The 17,477-nt window shown below is 53.0% G+C and carries 17 protein-coding genes; 7 read left to right on the top strand and 10 right to left on the bottom strand.

From position 1 onward, the window contains the following. Window positions 1-139: 139 nt before the first annotated feature. Both AB0A83_RS10570 and AB0A83_RS10565 read left to right on the top strand, forming a co-directional pair. Window positions 140-676 (top strand): ACT domain-containing protein, encoded by a 537-nt coding sequence (locus AB0A83_RS10570; RefSeq protein ID WP_150048238.1) that lies wholly within the window; start codon window positions 140-142, stop codon window positions 674-676. Window positions 677-679: 3 nt separating this feature from the next. After that, entirely contained in the window at window positions 680-1,147 is a 468-nt protein-coding gene (locus AB0A83_RS10565; RefSeq protein WP_367154076.1) for a peroxiredoxin, read from the top strand. Between the two features lie 32 nt (window positions 1,148-1,179). On the opposite strand, the gene AB0A83_RS10560 is transcribed toward AB0A83_RS10565, so the two are convergent. Continuing rightward, complete coding sequence (locus AB0A83_RS10560; RefSeq protein ID WP_150048236.1) at window positions 1,180-1,677, bottom strand: YchJ family protein; 498 nt, start codon at window positions 1,675-1,677, stop codon at window positions 1,180-1,182. 111 nt (window positions 1,678-1,788) lie between these two features. On the opposite strand from AB0A83_RS10560, the gene AB0A83_RS10555 reads away from it, so the two are divergent. After that, a complete protein-coding gene (locus AB0A83_RS10555) occupies window positions 1,789-3,021 on the top strand; it encodes a dicarboxylate/amino acid:cation symporter (protein WP_150048235.1) in 1,233 nt (410 codons plus the stop codon). Window positions 3,022-3,071: 50 nt separating this feature from the next. On the opposite strand, the gene AB0A83_RS10550 is transcribed toward AB0A83_RS10555, so the two are convergent. Then, on the bottom strand, window positions 3,072-3,569 hold the full coding sequence (locus tag AB0A83_RS10550; RefSeq protein WP_150048234.1) for a peroxiredoxin: 498 nt from the start codon (window positions 3,567-3,569) through the stop codon (window positions 3,072-3,074). 288 nt (window positions 3,570-3,857) lie between these two features. Next, a complete protein-coding gene (gene rpe / locus AB0A83_RS10545; protein WP_190303318.1) occupies window positions 3,858-4,532 on the bottom strand; it encodes a ribulose-phosphate 3-epimerase in 675 nt (224 codons plus the stop codon). Between the two features lie 537 nt (window positions 4,533-5,069). Here rpe and AB0A83_RS10540 point away from each other — a divergent pair. Beyond that, a complete protein-coding gene (locus tag AB0A83_RS10540) occupies window positions 5,070-6,788 on the top strand; it encodes a murein L,D-transpeptidase (protein WP_367154074.1) in 1,719 nt (572 codons plus the stop codon). An 82-nt stretch (window positions 6,789-6,870) separates the two neighbouring features. On the opposite strand, the gene AB0A83_RS10535 is transcribed toward AB0A83_RS10540, so the two are convergent. Beyond that, entirely contained in the window at window positions 6,871-7,791 is a 921-nt protein-coding gene (locus tag AB0A83_RS10535; RefSeq protein WP_150048231.1) for a DUF882 domain-containing protein, read from the bottom strand. Window positions 7,792-8,229: 438 nt separating this feature from the next. On the opposite strand from AB0A83_RS10535, the gene AB0A83_RS10530 reads away from it, so the two are divergent. Next, entirely contained in the window at window positions 8,230-9,045 is an 816-nt protein-coding gene (locus AB0A83_RS10530; protein WP_367154073.1) for a spondin domain-containing protein, read from the top strand. Between the two features lie 17 nt (window positions 9,046-9,062). Here AB0A83_RS10530 and AB0A83_RS10525 read toward each other — a convergent pair whose 3' ends face one another. From AB0A83_RS10525 to AB0A83_RS10510, 4 genes are read right to left on the bottom strand one after another with little or no spacing between them, the layout of a single operon-like run. Beyond that, entirely contained in the window at window positions 9,063-9,725 is a 663-nt protein-coding gene (locus AB0A83_RS10525; protein WP_367154072.1) for a methylamine utilization protein, read from the bottom strand. After that, entirely contained in the window at window positions 9,695-10,924 is a 1,230-nt protein-coding gene (locus AB0A83_RS10520; protein ID WP_150048228.1) for a hypothetical protein, read from the bottom strand. The genes AB0A83_RS10525 and AB0A83_RS10520 overlap by 31 nt, the downstream gene beginning before the upstream one ends. 44 nt (window positions 10,925-10,968) lie before the next feature. Then, complete coding sequence (locus tag AB0A83_RS10515) at window positions 10,969-12,738, bottom strand: ATP-binding protein (protein ID WP_367154071.1); 1,770 nt, start codon at window positions 12,736-12,738, stop codon at window positions 10,969-10,971. A 28-nt stretch (window positions 12,739-12,766) separates the two neighbouring features. Further along, window positions 12,767-13,480 (bottom strand): response regulator transcription factor, encoded by a 714-nt coding sequence (locus AB0A83_RS10510; RefSeq protein WP_232056620.1) that lies wholly within the window; start codon window positions 13,478-13,480, stop codon window positions 12,767-12,769. 572 nt (window positions 13,481-14,052) lie between these two features. Between AB0A83_RS10510 and AB0A83_RS10505 the strand changes: the two genes are divergently transcribed. Together AB0A83_RS10505 and AB0A83_RS10500 are read left to right on the top strand one after the other, a co-directional pair. Continuing rightward, on the top strand, window positions 14,053-14,784 hold the full coding sequence (locus tag AB0A83_RS10505) for a response regulator (protein ID WP_190303107.1): 732 nt from the start codon (window positions 14,053-14,055) through the stop codon (window positions 14,782-14,784). Between the two features lie 68 nt (window positions 14,785-14,852). After that, entirely contained in the window at window positions 14,853-15,533 is a 681-nt protein-coding gene (locus tag AB0A83_RS10500; RefSeq protein WP_150048224.1) for a 4'-phosphopantetheinyl transferase superfamily protein, read from the top strand. On the opposite strand, the gene lolD is transcribed toward AB0A83_RS10500, so the two are convergent. Together lolD and AB0A83_RS10490 are read right to left on the bottom strand one after the other, a co-directional pair. Beyond that, window positions 15,530-16,231, bottom strand: coding sequence for a lipoprotein-releasing ABC transporter ATP-binding protein LolD (gene lolD / locus AB0A83_RS10495; RefSeq protein WP_150048223.1), 702 nt, complete (start codon window positions 16,229-16,231; stop codon window positions 15,530-15,532). The two genes, AB0A83_RS10500 and lolD, sit on opposite strands and share 4 nt — an antisense overlap. Then, entirely contained in the window at window positions 16,224-17,471 is a 1,248-nt protein-coding gene (locus AB0A83_RS10490; protein WP_150048222.1) for a lipoprotein-releasing ABC transporter permease subunit, read from the bottom strand. The genes lolD and AB0A83_RS10490 overlap by 8 nt, the downstream gene beginning before the upstream one ends. Between the last annotated feature and the right edge of the window lie 6 nt (window positions 17,472-17,477).

Raw genomic sequence — 17,477 nt, 5'->3', positions numbered from 1 at the left:
GCGCGTTCGGATTTTTCCTGCCTATTCGGCCGTGCGACTACCCCTGCATAAGCGGAGAAATCGGTTCCTCGCTACTCGGTAGTTTAAGCCTATGCGATTGATGTTACACTTTTGGACACTATTCACAGGGATCTTACATATGCAGCTTGCAATCAGCGTTCTCGGCAACAAGACCGAGGGCTTTCTTCCCGAAATACTTTCAGCGATCAGCACTTGCCAATGCAGCGTATTGGAGTTGATAACCGCCAATCTGATCGAACTGACTTCCGTGTACATATTGGTGGAAGGCAATTGGAATCACGTCGCCAAGCTGGAGGGTTTGCTGGCGGCCCTGGGCGATCGTTTCCACGTGCAAGTCGCCTTTTTACGTCCGGAGGATCAAGAGCAGGAACAGCCGGTTTACGAAAAAGGCGTGCCTTATACGCTGGAGACGATTTCGGTGGAAAAACGCGATTTGCTTTATGCGGTGACATCGTTTTTATGCGGACGCGGCGTGTTGATAGACGAAATTCAAGCCAGCTTGCATCCCGCCGCCATTGCCGACAACGCGGTGTTTTCCACGCGTTTTACCTTGCTCGTTCCGCCGCATGTGCGCATCTTGTCTTTGCGCGAAGAGTTTTTGGATTTTTGCGACGGTTTGAATATCGACGCCATTCTCGAACCTATTAAACGTTAAGCCATGACTACCGTAACTCTTGGACAAGCCGTTCCCGATTTTCAGCTGCCGGCCACCGGCGATAAAACCCTGGCCCTGGCCGATTTCCGCGGTAAGCGGCTGGTCTTGTATTTTTACCCCAAGGACAACACGCCCGGTTGCACTCAAGAGGGTCAAGCCTTCCGGGATTTGAGCGATCAATTCGAACAGGCAAATGCGGTGATTCTCGGCGTGTCGCGCGATAGCGTGAAAATGCACGAGGGTTTTAAAACCAAACAGGGATTTCCGTTCGATTTATTGGCGGATCAGGAGGAAAGTTTGTGCCAGCTGTTCGACGTCATCAAAATGAAAAATATGTACGGCAAACAGGTACGCGGCATAGAGCGCAGTACCTTCTTGGTCGACGAGCAGGGCGTACTGCAAAAAGAGTGGCGTAAGGTAAAAGTCAAAGGCCATGCCGAAGAGGTGCTGCAAGCCGTACTCGCGTTATAGCGAACAATGGCGTGCGGTAGGGGGCGAAGCGATTAAGCCCGGCCACAGCAACGTTTGAATTTTTTGCCGCTGCCGCAGGCGCATAGGGCGTTGCGGCCCGTGTCTACGGTATTGTTGATTTTGCCGGAGGCTTTGATGACACCGTCCAAATACTGCCAGTGCGCGCCGTTTTTCACGAACCGGCTGATTTCATGCATGACGCAGGCTACCCCGTCCTGAGCGTAATAGGCTTTGAATTCCACGATACCCTTTCGGTCGCCGCTCGCGCCTTTTTTGCAGGCAACGATTTGTAAACGTTGCCAATCGGCGGTTTCTTTGCTGAAGTCAATGGCAATCGGCCGGCTGCCGGGATCCCAACTGGCCAGCAAATATTCGGCGTTACGCTGGATGTAAGCGGTATAGCGCGAACGCATCAAGGCTTCGGCGGTCGGGGCCGCCGCGCTGCCGTTGTGATAAGGCGCGCAGCAGTCCGCGTAACTACGCCCTGAGCCGCATAAACAAAGGTCTTTATCGAGATTGGATTCGTTCATGGCGCAAATTTTAGCGGATATTCGCGTCGAACAACGCGGATTTTCCTGTGTAGCCAGGCCGTGAAGCTCGAAGCGGCGAGTCGGAAAGTGTTATCGGATAGGAGGTAATAGGTGCGAATATCGTTAAACGCGCAAATCTTCGTGGGCGCGGCAATTGGGGTGGCCTTAGGGCTGACATTTGCCACTATCGGCCGGCAGGCTGCCGGCGTGGAATTCGGCATTTATTTGTGTTCGCTGGTCGGCACCTTGTTTATCGACTTGTTGAAAATGATCTTGGTACCCTTGGTTTTCACCTCGATTGCGGTTGGGGTAGCCAATTTGCGCCAACACGAGCAACTGCACCGGGTTTGGATTTCCACCTTGAGTTTTTTCGTGTTGTCCATGACCTTGGCCGTGTTGCTGGCACTGCTTGCCGCGAATGTGTTCCAACCGGGCAAAGGCTTGCAACTTGCGATGTTTGCGCAAGCTGAGCATCAGATTGCCGCCCAACACATGAGCTTTGGCGAATTTGTCGCCGGCTTTTTGCACGGTTTATTCGTCAATCCGTTTGCCGCCCTGGCGCAAGGCAACGTGCTGGCCATCGTGATGTTTGCATTGTTATTGGGCATTGCGCTGGTAGTGGGCGGGGAACGCTACCGCAACATTCTGCAGTTGTTGCAAGAGGGCCTGGAATTGATGTTGAACATGGTAGCGTGGATCATGCGGCTGGCACCGTTCGGGATTTTGGCGCTGCTGACCCAGCTGTTGGCCACTCAAGAGCTTTCGGTGCTGCGCAGTTTGGCGGAATTTGTCGCAGTGGTTTTAGGCTCGATCTTGTTGCACGGCTTCGTAGTATTGCCGCTGCTGTTGTATGCAATAGCCAGGGTCACGCCGGGGCGGTTTTTCCAAGGCGCCAAAGAGGCCTTGATTACCGCGTTTGCCACCAGCTCCAGTTCGGCAACGCTACCTATTAGCTTGCGCTGTGCGGAGCAGCATCTGCATGTCAAACCCGGCATTGCCGGTTTCGTGCTGCCTTTAGGCGCTACCGCGAATATGGACGGTACCGCCTTGTACGAAGCGTCGGCTGCCTTGTTCGTCGCCAACTTGGCCGGGGTGGAACTGGATTTGGCTCAACAAATGATCGTATTTTTTACCTCGATTTTGGCGGCGATAGGGGCGCCCGGCATTCCCAGTGCCGGCATGGTGACTATGGTGATGGTGCTGCAGTCGGTCGGCCTGCCGGCGGAAGCCATCGCCATTTTGTTGCCTATCGACAGGCTGCTGGATACGTTTCGGACCATGGTCAACGTGGAAGGCGATATGGTCGGCAGCTTAATCGTGCAACGTCTGGTGAATTCCAAATAAACCGACCAGGCAGCGGCCGGAGGGTTATCCGCGCCGCTGCCGTTCGGGCTTTAGGCTTCGGCTTCAGCCGGAGCTTGTGCGGCTTTCAGCAGATCCAGGACGGCTTGGGCATGGCCTTCCGGATTGACCGCATACATCGCTTCCATCAAATTGCCGTCTTTGCCGATGACGAAGGTCGAGCGGACGATTTTCCACTTTTTGACACCGTCTTTTTCCACTTCCTGCCAAACCCCGTAGCTATCGCACAAGTCGCCGCCGGTATCGGCCAACAGCTGAACGTTCAAGCCGTATTTGCCGATGAATGCGCGGTGGCTGGCGCAATCGTCTTTACTGACGCCCACGACTACGGTATCCAGTTCGGCAAATTGCTCGGCTAGCGCGGTAAAGTCGTTGGCCTCGATAGTACAGCCCGGCGTGTCGTCTTTCGGGTAAAAATACAGCACCACGTTTTTCTCGTCGCGAAAGTCGGACAAATAAATCATTTGGTTGTCTTGATTGACGGCGCGAAAAAACGGCGCTTCCTGATTTTTTTCTAATAATTGTGACATCGGTTGCTCCTCTTGTAAGCGGTTGCCGGCCGATTGAACGCTGGAAAACGGCGGCGGATTGCGGCATCGCTTGGCGATTGCCGTGTATCAGGATAATCCCGTGGCGGATTCAACGCCAGTGCTCAATTGCGGCAGCCTTGCGACTTGACTTGGTGATCGAGGAAAGAATGCGGAGAAATAGGTGGAGACGGCGTAGTTTGCTATCGAAACAGGCGAGGCGAGTCGGTGTGCGGCAAATACCAAAGTGCCGCATAGCCGCTCAAGCATTACGCTCGAGCGGCGCGAGGCTTATTGGCCGGCTTTGGCCATTTCGGCGCGCATTTCGTCGATCACGGCTTTATAGTCGGGTTTGCCGAAAATCGCCGAACCGGCCACGAAGGTATCGGCGCCGGCCGCTTTAATTTCGCGGATGTTGGCGGTATTGACGCCGCCGTCGATTTCCAGGCGGATGTCGAAACCGCTGTCGTCTATGATTTTTCTAGCTTGACGCAGTTTAGGCAAGGCGGACGGTAGGAAGGATTGGCCGCCGAAGCCGGGGTTGACCGACATCAATAAAATCATGTCCACCTTATCCAGCACATGATCCAAATAGGACAGCGGCGTGGCCGGATTGAATACCAGACCGGATTTACAGCCGTGATCCCGGATCATTTGCAAGGAACGGTCGATATGCCGCGAGGCCTCCGGGTGGAAGGTGATATAGCTGGCGCCGGCTTTGGCGAAATCCGGAATGATGCGGTCGACGGGTTCTATCATCAAATGTACGTCGATAGGCGCGGTGACACCGTGTTTGCGCAAGGCTTCGCAAACCAGAGGCCCGATGGTCAGATTAGGCACGAAATGATTGTCCATCACATCGAAATGCACGATGTCCGCGCCGGCTTTTAAGACATTGTCCACTTCTTCGCCCAGGCGCGCGAAGTCGGCGGAGAGAATGGAAGGTGCAATTAAGTCGGCCATTATTTGATCCTCGTCGGGTATAAAAAACGGCCGCGTAACTTACGGCCATGCGATTAAAAAGCGCGCTATCGTATCGAAACGGCCTTTAGGCTGCAAGCGCAGTGTAAAGAAGCGAACTGATGAAGAAGTAATTTGCGGCATGCACATAAAGCTTAGAACTAGCTTACAATTAGCTATCGCCGCTTACCGAAATGCAGCCTATGGCGGGTTGCAATGAAACAGCAAGTTCGGGATCGGTTGAGGTTAGCTATCAGGTATGCTTTAGCTAGCCGGGCAAACAAACTGGGTATTCAGATCGGGCCGAGCCGGCCGATAATCTTTACAACTTGCCCGGGTTTCTATTGGGTTTGAATTCGGTGTTATTTATCAATGCTATGTTTTAGGTCGGCGCAAACAATGACAAGCACTTCTCGCGTTCTTGCTCGATACGGTTTTATAGAGTTGGCACGCTCCGGTTTTGGAAAAATGCGGCGTACTCTTAAACGCAAATCGGCGGTTAATTCAGCCGGCCGCCGGCGGCTAAGCAGCTCTTGGTTACCCGTGATCGCCTGCGTTTTTTATTTCGGCGAAGCCAGTTTTGTGTTGGCCGATGATGAAATAGGCGGGGTTCAAGCGCTCCCCGCCCCCGACTTTCCGCCGTTGCTGGCCAATGAAATTGTCATACCCGCCGATTCGCCGATCGGCATCATTTTAACCAGCCAACGCCATCCGCTGTTGCGCCGCGCCGATTTCAAAAACGAAGGCGAAGTGGTTAAAAGTATCTATGGAAAAGTCGAGTTCCAACCGATTTGGTTTTCCAAACATGCGCCGGAAAAAAATTTAACGGATTTACTCGCGCTACTCTCCAATGCCGAAGCAGACGGCTTAAGCCCACTGAATTACGATGTCGATTCCGTGCGCGAATGGATAGAACACCCCCCTTTGGACGCGAATACAACGGCAAGTTACGACGTTGCTTTGACTGTTTCGCTAACGCGATTTTTGCGCGATTTACGTCAGGGAAGGGTGGATCCCAGAAGCATGCCCATGCCTGCGCACATTGCGCCTAAGCCGGATGTGGACTTAGCGTCGCTGTTGCATCAGTATCTGACGCAACAACGCCTGACCGATCTGGTTAGCGAGTTTGAACCCAAAGCGCGCCAGTATCGGCAACTCAAACACATTCTCGGTGAGCTGAGGCGGCAAGCGGTTATCGCGGCCAGGGGCCAATTGGTTTTCGCTAAACCGCTAAAACCGGGCGACAAGCATGCCAATGTTGCCGAGTTAAGATCCCGGTTGCACAGTTTGGGTGTATTGGCCGATCCTGCGGATGCGGCGAGCGAACGCTATGATGCCGATCTGGCCGACGCGGTAAAAAAACTGCAACGGCAAGCGGGGTTGAAAGCGGACGGGGTAGTCGGAAACGCCACTGCAGCCTTGCTGGCTCAGTCCCCTGCGGAAAAAATTTCGCGTATCGAATTGGCTATGGAGCGGGCGCGTTGGATTCCCGATCCGACCGAAGGACCGATGATAGTGGTAAATATTCCGGCGTTCGAGCTATGGGCTTTCAATTCCACGGACGATCAAGCGCCGCTGAACATGAAAGTGATTGTGGGCAAAGCGCCGGAAAATCAAACTCCGGTGTTATGGGAAGAAATGAAATATTTGGAGTTCATGCCGTATTGGAATATACCCACGACGATCTTCAAAAAGGAAATTTTGCCTAAAACCGTCAGCAACAAAGCCTACTTAGCCAGTCAGGATATCGAATTGGTTAGACACTATAACCGCGAAGATCAAGGTGGCGGCAGTTACCTCCGTGCCCGGCAGAGACCGGGAAAAAAGAACCCCTTGGGACGGGTGAAATTTGTATTTCCTAATGCGGCGGACGTGTATTTACACGATACGCCCGCTCAGTCGGCTTTCAATCGCCCGCGTCGAGATTTGAGCCACGGCTGTGTGCGGGTTTCTCAGCCGGAGCAACTAGCCGAATTTGTTTTGGGCGGCCAAAAAGAGTGGGATAAAGAAAGCATCAAACAAGCGATGACGGGTGCTAAAACCCGTCACGTCACGTTAAAGCGCTCCGTGCCGGTATTGTTTTATTACGGCACGACTTACGTCGACCACAAAGACCAGTTGCATTTTTATCCGGACGTATACGGACAAGACGAATATCTGCGTAAAGCTTTGGAACAGTTACAAAACATCCAAGCGTCGGAGCCTAAACCCAACGATTCGCTAAGATTGTCCAGCAGCGCAGACCTGACTGTAAGCCCTTAACGGCTGATACAGTCAAGCCGATCCGGCTGGCTCGCGAATTTGATCAGCCGGCATCCATTACAATGCTCGCGGAAAGGAGAACCTAAAGCGACCAGGTTCTGAAGGTACCGGTGTCGAGATGGATGAAATTCGACTCGGGATAATAGCCGACGCCCCCCCTGTGCATGGCGATTGCCGCGTTATGGATGCGGCGCAAATCGAAGCGTTCTATGCGTATGTCGACCGCACGGCCGTACATGTGAAAACTGTTATTGGCAACGCCGGTATGTTCGGCGTGCAGCTTGGCGTTGGTTAACGGCGAGCGGTAACCGCATACCACGTTAAACGGCCGACTGAGATCCAATATTTGTTTTAAATCGTGCAATTGATCCAGTAATTGCGGATCTACCGGATGTATGTCTCCGGTGCGGTAATCGCGCAACAACACGGAGATTTCGCCGAGTGCGTCGTTTAAATAGCGGCCGCGCTCAAAATAAGTGACGTTTAATCTGTCGCCGGTGTGCGGATTTTGAATGGCCAACGATCTATGACTGTCCAATCTGGATCGGTTAGCGAGTATCAACGAATCTTGTTCCGGCTCATAGATCGATGTATTAAAGCGGTTCGGTTGAACCCGCGCATATTGCTGCCCGTTCGGACTGGTTACGCTACGTTTATATTCGGTGGTAAGGATCCGGTTGGATTTTTTGCTGTAAACGTCGCGTACCCTGGAGTGGTTATTGACGCGTCCGGCGCTGTTTTTCACGCGCTTCAAAGACGCCGTCGAAATTTTGCCGCTTTTATGTTTGCTTGAAACGCGAATTTTTTGCTTGGGCAGGCGGACCGCGCTACGCGCTTTCCGACCCTTGTCTTTGCGAATTGTCTCGACTTTTGCCGCGTGTGCAATTCCCGGTACGGCTAAAGACAAAATGGCGCCAGCCGCCAGACGGCTGAAAAAGCTGCGTCGAGATACCATCGCCTTGGACTCGTCTTGGGGGGAATTGTCGACATCAGGTTGTTGCATCCTTAAATCTCCTACTGTTCGTGCAATCTCTTTCACTAACGTTACCGGGCCGTTTCCCGGCCGCATCGGTAATGGGTGCAAGTATAGCATTGCTGGGAGCCGAACGGCTTCGTAAGCAAAATCCTACGCTCAATGCCGATCATCCTACCGATACTGTACTATTTCGCCACGTCTGGCGGCGGAGGCGTCGTTGCCCTCGTGGTTTGAATGGCAATTTGGAAATGCGATAAAACAGTGCCGACAAATTTTAAACACACGGACAAACCGTAGGCAACTTCCGAAGTCTTTCGGCCGGAATCCGCTAAACCCGTCTGCAAGCTGATTTTTCGCGCATGGTCACGACGATTTGAATCTCTTGTGACGATTTTGTGAGAACTTCCCGGCAAAATCTCATTGCCTAAAGGCATCCAATTCAGAGGATTTTTAAGGAGATTTACGATGAGATTAATTCAAAAAACTTTATGGGTACCGGTGTTGATTCTGGCCAATGCCATTTGGCCTTATCCGAGTGCGCACGCTGCAGAGGTGACGTTTACGGTAACGAATTTGTCGTCCGCCCAAGGTGTTGCGATAAGTCCGGTATTTTTAGCTTTTCACGACGGTTCTTACGATGCTTTCGACCAGGGTAGTGCGGCGTCGGCGGCGATTGAAGCGGTTGCCGAATTAGGCGATAGCAGCGGTTTGGCCGCAGCGTTTGCCTCTGCTTATGCCGATGGCGTGAGCGGTTCGGCGAGCGCTACGGTGAATGCTTTCGGTCCCGGAATCTTTTTGCCGGGCGGCAGCGGAAGTATCACGCTAAATTTGGATCCGGTAAAAAACCGTTACTTAAGCTATTTCGCCATGGTGGTTCCGTCCAACGACAGATTTATCGGCAACGACGAGCCGATGGAAATTCAGTTGTTCGACGAGATGGGACATTTTCTCGGCTTGAATTTCGTGGAGACCGGCGCGGGAATTTGGGACGCCGGAACCGAACTCGACGCTGCGGAAGGCGCGGCTTTCCTGGTGGGATCGAATGCAACGGTAAGCCCTGCGCAAAATGGGCTTATTAGTTTCGACCACGATTTCTCCGCATATGCCGGTTTAGCCACGCCGGGCGGTTATAACTTTACCGATTTGCCGGGAACGGCCACCCCGTTACTAAGTATTAGCGCGGTATCGCAAGTGCCGTTGCCGGCGGCTGTTTGGTTGTTCTGCAGCGCGCTGCCCGCCGTGATGTGGCGCCGTCGCAAACCTGCGGCAATAACCGGTTAAAGCCGTTGGACAATCCGCTAAAAGCCGCCGTCGTAGACCTGCAATTGCAGGTTAGCCGGCGGCTTACCGGTCGGTTGGTCGGTTTTTAACGGTAAATGATGATGCAGGAGTGTGTTGCGGCGAATGTCGATCGTTTGCGTATGTTCTCCGTTCTCGGCGTCCGGGTGCCACAGCGTGACTCGGTATTGGCCGGATGGCACGGCTAAAAGCCACCGGCCCTCGCGGTCCGATTGCGTCAGATATTCGGCGTCGGTAACGTAGATATAGCCCAACATCCAATCGTGAATGTTGCAGCCCAGCGTGACGATACCGGTTTGCTCGAACACGATGGGTTCGACCGGCGTTCCGCTGTACAGTTTGATTTCGAAACGCTTGGTACTCGAAAAAGAATAGACGTGGTGTTTGATATCGTCGCTATTCGGAAAATAAACCGGTGTGCCGCGTTTAATGGCCAAAATATGCGGGACGAACTCGCGGCTTTTTTGATCCAGCTCTATCGACACCGCTTTGAGCGAGGGGTGCTGAACCGCGCTTGCCGGTTGCGGGTGCGCGCTTACCACGACGTGGCTTACCGGATTTTCGCCGTCCGTTACCGTGCCGGAAAGTTCCAGGCCGTTCGAGACCTGCGTCAGCATCGCACCAGCCATGCTTAAAAAAATACGCGATAAGCAAATTGCCATAATAATTCCTGTTGATCGGCGGGCTGTCCTAGATTAAGGCGAGACGGTCTATTGCTGACGATGCGGCTGAATTCCAGATTGAACTGGTGGCGTCGGGCCAAGGTTACATTGTAGTTTGCCGTAAGCGCATATCCGTGTTCGCGATTGTCCTCTTGCGGCATAAAGTCGTTTTGACCGCTACCGAAATATTCGTGGCGTAGACTTAGGCGGTGTGGGCCAAGCGATTTGCTGAGCAGCAGCGACGCCGCCCAAAAACCGGCGTCGACCGCTCTAAATCCGTTGCGGGTTTCGCCCATTTCGGTACTACCCTGCAGGCCTTGGCTTATCAAAGTAATTTGCCCGGGGAGTTCGGTCTTGACGCTTAACGACCAAAAGCGGGTATGCCAAGCATATTGGCCCTCCCTAAGGCCGGTAGGCTCGGCCAGATTATCGTAATAAAGGGCTCTTAACGTAAATTTTCCGTGAAGGTCGGCAGTCAGTCCGGCGTAATAGCCGGCGTTACCGTCTATTTCCACGAAAGGGCGCGTGTAAGCGGCTTGTTTGGGGAAATGCCGTGTTATACCGACGCCGACCGGCAGGCGTAGCCGGTCGTGCAGCGTCGCTTCATAATCGCTTAAACTCCAGCCCCGCCAAGCCAAAAGTAGGCCGGCGGTATCGTTGTTGGCGATGCCGGCGGCGAATAGACCGATATGGCCGCCGTTCGCTAAACGATAAGCCAAGCGGGTTTCGGCGCCGAAACTGCGCAGTTCTTGCCCGACCCAGGCATTGATCACCGAGGAATTCAAGGTATAAGGACTGCTCCAAGCAGTGCCGCTGTTCTCTAAGGAAATAGGCGGAAAAAACATCCCCAGCCTGGCGTTGAAATTCCATGCTCCGAGCGGTACCGGGCGGTAAGCGAAAAAACCTTCGCTCACATCGAGCGCTTGCTGCTGCCGATTGGCATATTTGATTGTCAAGAAACCCGACCAGTCCCAATTCAGGCTGGCTTTTAGGCTGGCTGCGGCTTCGTTAATGCGGATCGTCTCGCTGTCTGTGCCGTATCTAAACTTTCCTAAGCCGTTTTGCAATTCGCCGTTTTGCGCGTTGCCGGACATAAAACGCAAGTCTAATAAACCATGCCAGTCAAGCTCCGGGAACGACGGTTCGGCGTGTAAATCGAATGCGCAACCGATGCTCAGAAGGAAGGCAGTAGCGGCCAAGCCGCCGGGGGAGGGGGTGCGAAATCGAGCAACTAAGCGATCCGTTAACGCTGCTTGGCACATGAAGACGAGGCTATCGGCAAATCGAATCGGAATTCGCTTCCTTGACCTAACCTGCTATCCACGTAGATTCTGCCACCGTGTAAACGTGCAATTTTGTCTACCACCAACAATCCGAACCCGCCGCCTTGATTTCTGGCCTTACGGGATAAAGGCGAGCTCCAGTCGAACAGAGTAGGCAAATATTGCGGGGCGATGCCGACACCGGAATCGCGGACGTTAATCCACAAGCGAGTTCGATCGGCTGTAACCGATATGTGTATGCTACCGCCGTTGGGCGTATGTCTTAATGCATTGTCTATCAGATTGGTCAACAAGCGCTCGATTAAACCGATGTCGGCATCAGCCGGCGGCAACTCCGGGCGGAGTTCCGCCGTCAAGTCGATTTGCCGTTGCTGCGCGGCAAGCTGAAATTTTTGGCTCACGTCTTGTAGTAGTTCGGCTAGACAAAAGTGCTCCGGATTTAATCCGGTTTCGCCGCATTCCAGTTTGGCCAGTTCGAACAATTCTTGCGCCAATCGGCTGACTTTTTCGGTTTGTCTTAAGGCGGTTTGTAAGAATTGTTGTTGTTCCTGCAGCGGTAGGCTATCCGCTTTACGTTGCATGGTTTCCAAAAAACCGTACAACGAAGTCAAAGGTGTGCGTAAATCGTGGGAAACGGTAGCGACCCATTCGCGCCTTTGCCGATCTTTCATTTGTAATTCGCTGCACTGGGCCGCCAACGCCGCGGCGCGATTAAAGGTTTCTGCCAAACGGCCGAATTCGTCGTCGCTATTCACCGGAATCTGCGTATTCACGTCGCCTTGCAACATGCGTTCCGTCGCGCCGGCCAGCGCTCTAACCGGTCGCGATACGTTGCGGGCTATCAGCACGCTGCCGGCCAAGGCGACCAGCAACCCTAGCAGCATTAAGCCGGCGGTGGCGTTAAACAGCGGCCAGTAAGGGGCTTGAGCGCGGTTAAAATCGATTTGTAAGACGGCAACGATCGTGGGATCTAGCGCAGCGCTAGGCAAACGCTGGATGCGGCTAATGTAGTCGAAATCGCCCGATGCCATCGCGGCTTCCGGACGGTTTTGCACAAAATCCGCGTTCAATAATTGTTGCGTTAGCCTGCCTTGCATTTTTTCTGGCAATGAACTGGTCAAAATGCGGCTTTGACCGGCGCTTAATTCGACCATGCTAATCTCTAAGGGTAACGGCGATAATTGTTTAAATTGTTCTACCCGTCTTTGATCGACTTGCTGGGCAATCGCTACCCAACCTATGGGAAGCGGCGCCAGAACCGGTACGATTGTCCATTCGTAAAGTTTGTTGTCCAAAACGCCGAATACCACGGCTTTACCGCTATTTTCCGCTTCCGCCAAGGCATCCGGAAACACGAAGCCGCTATCTTGTAAAGAATTTTGCGTGTCGGCGACGATTTCTCCTGTCAAATCAATGAAAAAAGCCCGTTGAGCCCTAATCCGTAAGGCTAGGTTTTCCAACGCCGAAGCGATGGTTTTAGCATCGCTGCTACCGAGGGTGGAGCGGAATCCGAAATCCGCCACTAATATGCGGGTTTCCCCGGCAATTCGCTCTCCGCGCTCCAGCAGTAGACGTTGAAATACCTGTTCCGCGTACATCAGATTTTGCGCCAGTTGGCGGATTAGATTGTCGCGCGATACTTGGTAGACGCTGACGATGGTCAAGGTTTGAATGGCCATGAATAAACCGGCAAAGAACAGCGCGATGCGGTTTTGGAAATTCAACGTCATAGCGCGCGAACCCTCTAGCTCCGGTTTATTAGGCGGTTTCGTCTTGCGGGGCGAATTTGTAACCTATGCCCCATACCGTCAAAATGCGTTTCGGATTTGCCGGGTCACGCTCGATTTTGGCGCGCAAGCGATTGATATGCGAGTTTACGGTATGTTCGTAACCGTCGTGCGAATAACCCCAGACTTGATTTAACAATTCCAAGCGGGTAAACGTCCGGTTCGGATGACGCACGAAAAAATGCAGCAAGTCGAATTCCCGCGCCGTTAACGATACCGGCCGGCCATTGAGATGGATGCTGCGCGCTTGAGTATCCACTCGCAAATCGGCTATTACGATTACGGTTTCCTCCGAAACGGAGTGGGTGTGTTTTAGAGCGTCCACCCTGCGTAGTAAGGCGCGCACTCTGGCTACCAGTTCGAGTGCGGAAAAAGGTTTGGCTATGTAATCGTCGGCCCCCATCTCCAAACCAACCACGCGTTGCACTTCCGCGGATTTGGAGCTGACGATGATGATGGGTGTGTAGTTGCTGGCGGCGCGTAAGCGCCGGCATACTTCCAGGCCGTCTATGCCCGGCAACATCAAATCTAAAATCAGCAGGTCGTAACGTTGACTATTCAAACGTTGCAGTCCGCTTTCTCCGTCCGGGGTATGCTCGACCGAATAACCTTCGTCGCGTAAAGGCTCCGTCAACAGCCAGGCGATGCCGGGATCGTCTTCGACTAGCAAAATGTGCTTGATCACAGTGCCTTCCTTCATGATCGCAAAACAGGATAGGGTTAGGCCGCTAGGCTAACAAACGATGAAAGCTGCTGGCTGGAGTCTGCGAATAGACGGGACATTATCGGCGAATATCGCGTTTATGCTTATCACGGAAGTTTCAAACATTCGTGAGAAATCCGTGATATTTATGTTTTTAGGCATGCGCAATTCAAATGTTAGAGTGCAAATGGATTTTTTACATTGCAGGCTATTGTAATTAATAAGCGTTTAGCGTTAGCCTGTAGGCGTATTCAAGGTTTGACGATAGCTGTCGACCTCGCTCCATTGGGATTTATTGCGCTATTGCCCGGCTTTACCGGGACGAAGCGGCCGCCTAGCTGAAAAAGTCCCGCTTTAGACGAGGCTGGTGTGAGCCTATCTCTCAGCCAAGTCTCCTATTGGAAATAGTGAAGCTTTTTTCCGTGCCAGCAGTTTGCTGGAAGCTTTGCCTGCAGTTTTGCTGTAGGTGTTTACGCTCAACCCAATCGGCTGAAACGGAATCAATTATTAGCATGCATGGGGTTAGCAAGCGCATTCAATTATGGGTAGTAAATATGACTGAAACCGAACTGTCCATTTTAATTGCCGACGACAACGAAATGAATCGTTGGCTGTTGGCCGAGCAGCTCAACACCTGGACCAATCAGGTGACGTCGACCAGCGACGGCACCCAAGCTTGGGAAGCCTTGCGGGAAACCGTTTATTCCTTGATTTTTCTGGATGTCAACATGCCCGGCATCAGCGGTCTGGAGCTGGTGCAAAAAGCCAGAATGGCATCGGCAAACCGTTTGACCCCGATTATCGCAATCACCGCACACGTGCAGCGTCGCCAACCCCATTTGTTTATCGAGGACGGCTTCAACGATTGTTTGATCAAGCCTATCGTGCTGGCCGACTTGGAGCGCGTCATCGGTCAGTGGTGCAAGCCGCGCGAAAGCGTAAACGGCGATTATTACGTTAGCGCAGTGCTTAATCGCTTGGAGAACAATCGCGAAATGGGACGCAAGTATCTGCAAAAGCTGTTCGAAGAGGTACCGTCGCAATTCGTCAGTTTGGAGCAATACTTGCGCGACCGCCAATGTTCTAAAGCCTGGGAGGTTGCCCATAAATTACATGGATCGTTTTGTTTTTTCGGTTTCGCCGACTTTCGCGCCGTCGCCGAAATTTTGGAACAGCATCTGATGGACGCGGACATGATTAAAGCCCAACAACAATATGTCTTGTTATCTGCCAAATTCGAAAATTTAAAGGCTGCGGAAAGCGAATTGTTAGCTCGGTTGAATTGAGTGCTAGCTTGACGAAAGAGCCCGGCATGCATCCCGTCTGCAAAATAGGAACTTTTCAATAAAAGCGCGTGTTTAAACAAAAATCATTCCAAACCGTTGCCGGCGTCGATTTGCATCTCGAAAGTCTGGTGGCCGACGACGGCGCTTTCCCACGTTATTGGCACCTGCTGTCGGCGAACGAGCGGCAAGCCGCTCAACGCTTTCAATTCGAAGAGTTGCGCCGCCGTTACGCGATTTGTCACGGCAAATTGCGCGTTTTATTGGCCGCTTACTTGGATATGGCCCCCGAAGCAATCGAATTTGCCCGTCACGCTTTCGGCAAACCTTATTTAATCGGCCGGCAACAACAAGCCTTGGCACTGCAATTCAATTTATCGCATTCCGGAGATCGTATGCTGCTCGCAGTCGGGCAACGACAGTTGGGGGTGGACATCGAGATGTGGAACCGGCGGCACGAGCCTGGCTTGCTGGCGCAAGAATGTTTATCCGCGGACGAGCTGGCTTATTGGCGGCGATTGCCGGATCAATTGCAAATACCGGCTTTTTACCGGTTTTGGACTCGCAAAGAAAGTTTGCTGAAGGCGGTCGGTGCCGGTATCGGCAATGGTGTTACCGATGTGGTGACGAGTACGGAGGGCGTTCCCAAGTTCTTGTCGCTACCGCCCCAATGCGGGACGATAGCGGATTGGTGCTTGTACGATGTGGCCGTCGGCGACGATTGCAGTGCCGCATTAACGGTTTTGGCTTAATCGCTACGGTTTGCGGATTGGCCTACTATCATGCCGTCCTCCATGTGTAGAACGTGATCCATACGCCCGGCTAATTCCGAGTCGTGGGTAACTACCAAAAAGCTCACCTGTAACTCCTGATTCAATTCCAGCATCAATTGGTAAATTTGATCGGCAGTTTTGCTGTCTAAATTTCCGGTCGGCTCGTCTGCCAGTACACACTTGGGGGTATTGACCAAGGCTCTGGCGATAGCGGCGCGCTGCCGTTCTCCGCCGGACAATTCGCCCGGCTTGTGTTGCAATCTATGGCTTAAGCCGACGCGCGTCAATAAGTCGGCGGATTTTTCCTGCGCGATTTTGATTGGCTGTTTGGCGATTAATAACGGCATCGCGACGTTTTCTAAAATGCTGAATTCGCCTAACAAATGATGAAACTGGTAAATAAAGCCAAGGGCCCGGTTGCGCAGCCGGCTTAATTTGCCGGCGCTGATGGAGCCAAGGTCTTCGCCGTCTAGCGTGACGCTCCCGGAAGTGGGTTTCTCCAGACCGCCCAGCAGATGCAGCAAAGTACTCTTGCCCGATCCGGACGCGCCCATAATCGCGACCCGTTGACCGGCGGTCACCTGTAAATCCACGCCTTTGAGCACGTCGACGTTCAAGTCGCCTTGGTTGTAGCGCTTGGTCAACTGCCGGCATTGCAGAATGATCGAATCACTCATAGCGAAGTACCTCGGCCGGATTGATACGCGAAGCTTGCCAAGCCGGGTACAAGGTTGCCAGTAGCGACAGCGAGAACGCAGCTACAGTGATCCAATACACGTCACTCCAAATTAATTTGGACGGTACTTCGCTGATGTAGTACACGTCCGCCGGCATGAATTTGTGGCCGAAGGCTTTTTCTATGGCCGGGACTATGGTTTGAACATTGAGCGCCAAGCCTATCCCGCCCAAGGTGCCGATAAACGTGCCTATGCTGCCGATGACGCAGCCCAGCACGACGAAAATGCCCATTACCGAACCGTTGCTCAGGCCCTGGGTTTTCAAAATAGCGATGTCGCCGCGTTTGTCCGTTACCACCATCACCAAGGTCGAGACGATATTGAACGCCGCTACTGCGACGATCAGCAGCAAAATAATGAACATCGCCCGTTTTTCGGTTTGTACCGCGCGGAAGAAATTGCTGTGCGCTAGTGTCCAATCGCTGACCCGGTAATCCGAGCCTAACGCGTCGGCCAAATCTTGGGTGATTAGCGGCGCATTGAACAAGTCGTCCAATTTCAGCCTTAATCCGGTCACCGCCGGTTCGAGGCGGAACAATTTAGCGGCATCGTCCAAATGCACCAGCGCCATGTTCCGGTCGTATTCGTACATGCCGACTTTGAACACGCCGACCACGGTAAAGCGTTTCAAACGCGGCAAGATACCAGCCGGCGTAGAATTCACTTGCGGGGTAATGATAGTCACCTTATCGCCGACGAATACGCCCAAGTAACCGGCAAGCTCCGCGCCTAACACGATGCCGAATTCGCCCGGTTTCAGATCGCTTAGTTGGCCCAGTTTCATGTTGGCCCCGACTTCCGATACATTAGGTTCGAAATCCGGCAAGATGCCTTGCAATAGGGTGCCGCTGACTTGACGGTCGGCATTGACCATCACCTGGCCTTGAATATAAGGTGCGGCGCCTTCCACATGCTCCATGCCGTCGAGGCGCGCGGCGACGCTTTGCCAATCGTCCAGTTGTCCGAAACGCCCGCTAACCGTGGTGTGGGCGGTCATGCCCAAAATGCGCTCGCGCAATTCCGCTTCGAAGCCGTTCATCACCGACAGCACGGTGATCAGAGCGGTGACACCCAAGGCGATGCCGAGAACCGAAGTTAAGGTGATGAAGGAAATGAATTGCGTCCGGCGTTTGGCACGCGTATAGCGTAAGCCGATATATAGAATCAGCGGTTTGAACATGGAGTA

Source organism: Methylomonas sp. HYX-M1 (assembly GCF_040741385.1).
GTDB classification, from domain to species: Bacteria; Pseudomonadota; Gammaproteobacteria; order Methylococcales; family Methylomonadaceae; genus Methylomonas; species Methylomonas rhizoryzae.
This window is presented reverse-complemented; position numbering and strand designations above follow the sequence as displayed.

Bases quoted from the DNA above. Each gene is read 5' to 3' on its own strand.
- AB0A83_RS10570 (WP_150048238.1), top strand. From the start codon at position 140: ATGCAGCTTGCAATCAGCGTTCTCGGCAACAAGACCGAGGGCTTTCTT.
- AB0A83_RS10565 (WP_367154076.1), top strand. From the start codon at position 680: ATGACTACCGTAACTCTTGGACAAGCCGTTCCCGATTTTCAGCTGCCG.
- AB0A83_RS10560 (WP_150048236.1), bottom strand. From the start codon at position 1,677: ATGAACGAATCCAATCTCGATAAAGACCTTTGTTTATGCGGCTCAGGG.
- AB0A83_RS10550 (WP_150048234.1), bottom strand. From the start codon at position 3,569: ATGTCACAATTATTAGAAAAAAATCAGGAAGCGCCGTTTTTTCGCGCC.
- AB0A83_RS10535 (WP_150048231.1), bottom strand. From the start codon at position 7,791: ATGCAACAACCTGATGTCGACAATTCCCCCCAAGACGAGTCCAAGGCG.
- AB0A83_RS10530 (WP_367154073.1), top strand. From the start codon at position 8,230: ATGAGATTAATTCAAAAAACTTTATGGGTACCGGTGTTGATTCTGGCC.
- AB0A83_RS10525 (WP_367154072.1), bottom strand. From the start codon at position 9,725: ATGGCAATTTGCTTATCGCGTATTTTTTTAAGCATGGCTGGTGCGATG.
- AB0A83_RS10515 (WP_367154071.1), bottom strand. From the start codon at position 12,738: ATGACGTTGAATTTCCAAAACCGCATCGCGCTGTTCTTTGCCGGTTTA.
- AB0A83_RS10505 (WP_190303107.1), top strand. From the start codon at position 14,053: ATGACTGAAACCGAACTGTCCATTTTAATTGCCGACGACAACGAAATG.
- lolD (WP_150048223.1), bottom strand. From the start codon at position 16,231: ATGAGTGATTCGATCATTCTGCAATGCCGGCAGTTGACCAAGCGCTAC.
- AB0A83_RS10490 (WP_150048222.1), bottom strand. From the start codon at position 17,471: ATGTTCAAACCGCTGATTCTATATATCGGCTTACGCTATACGCGTGCC.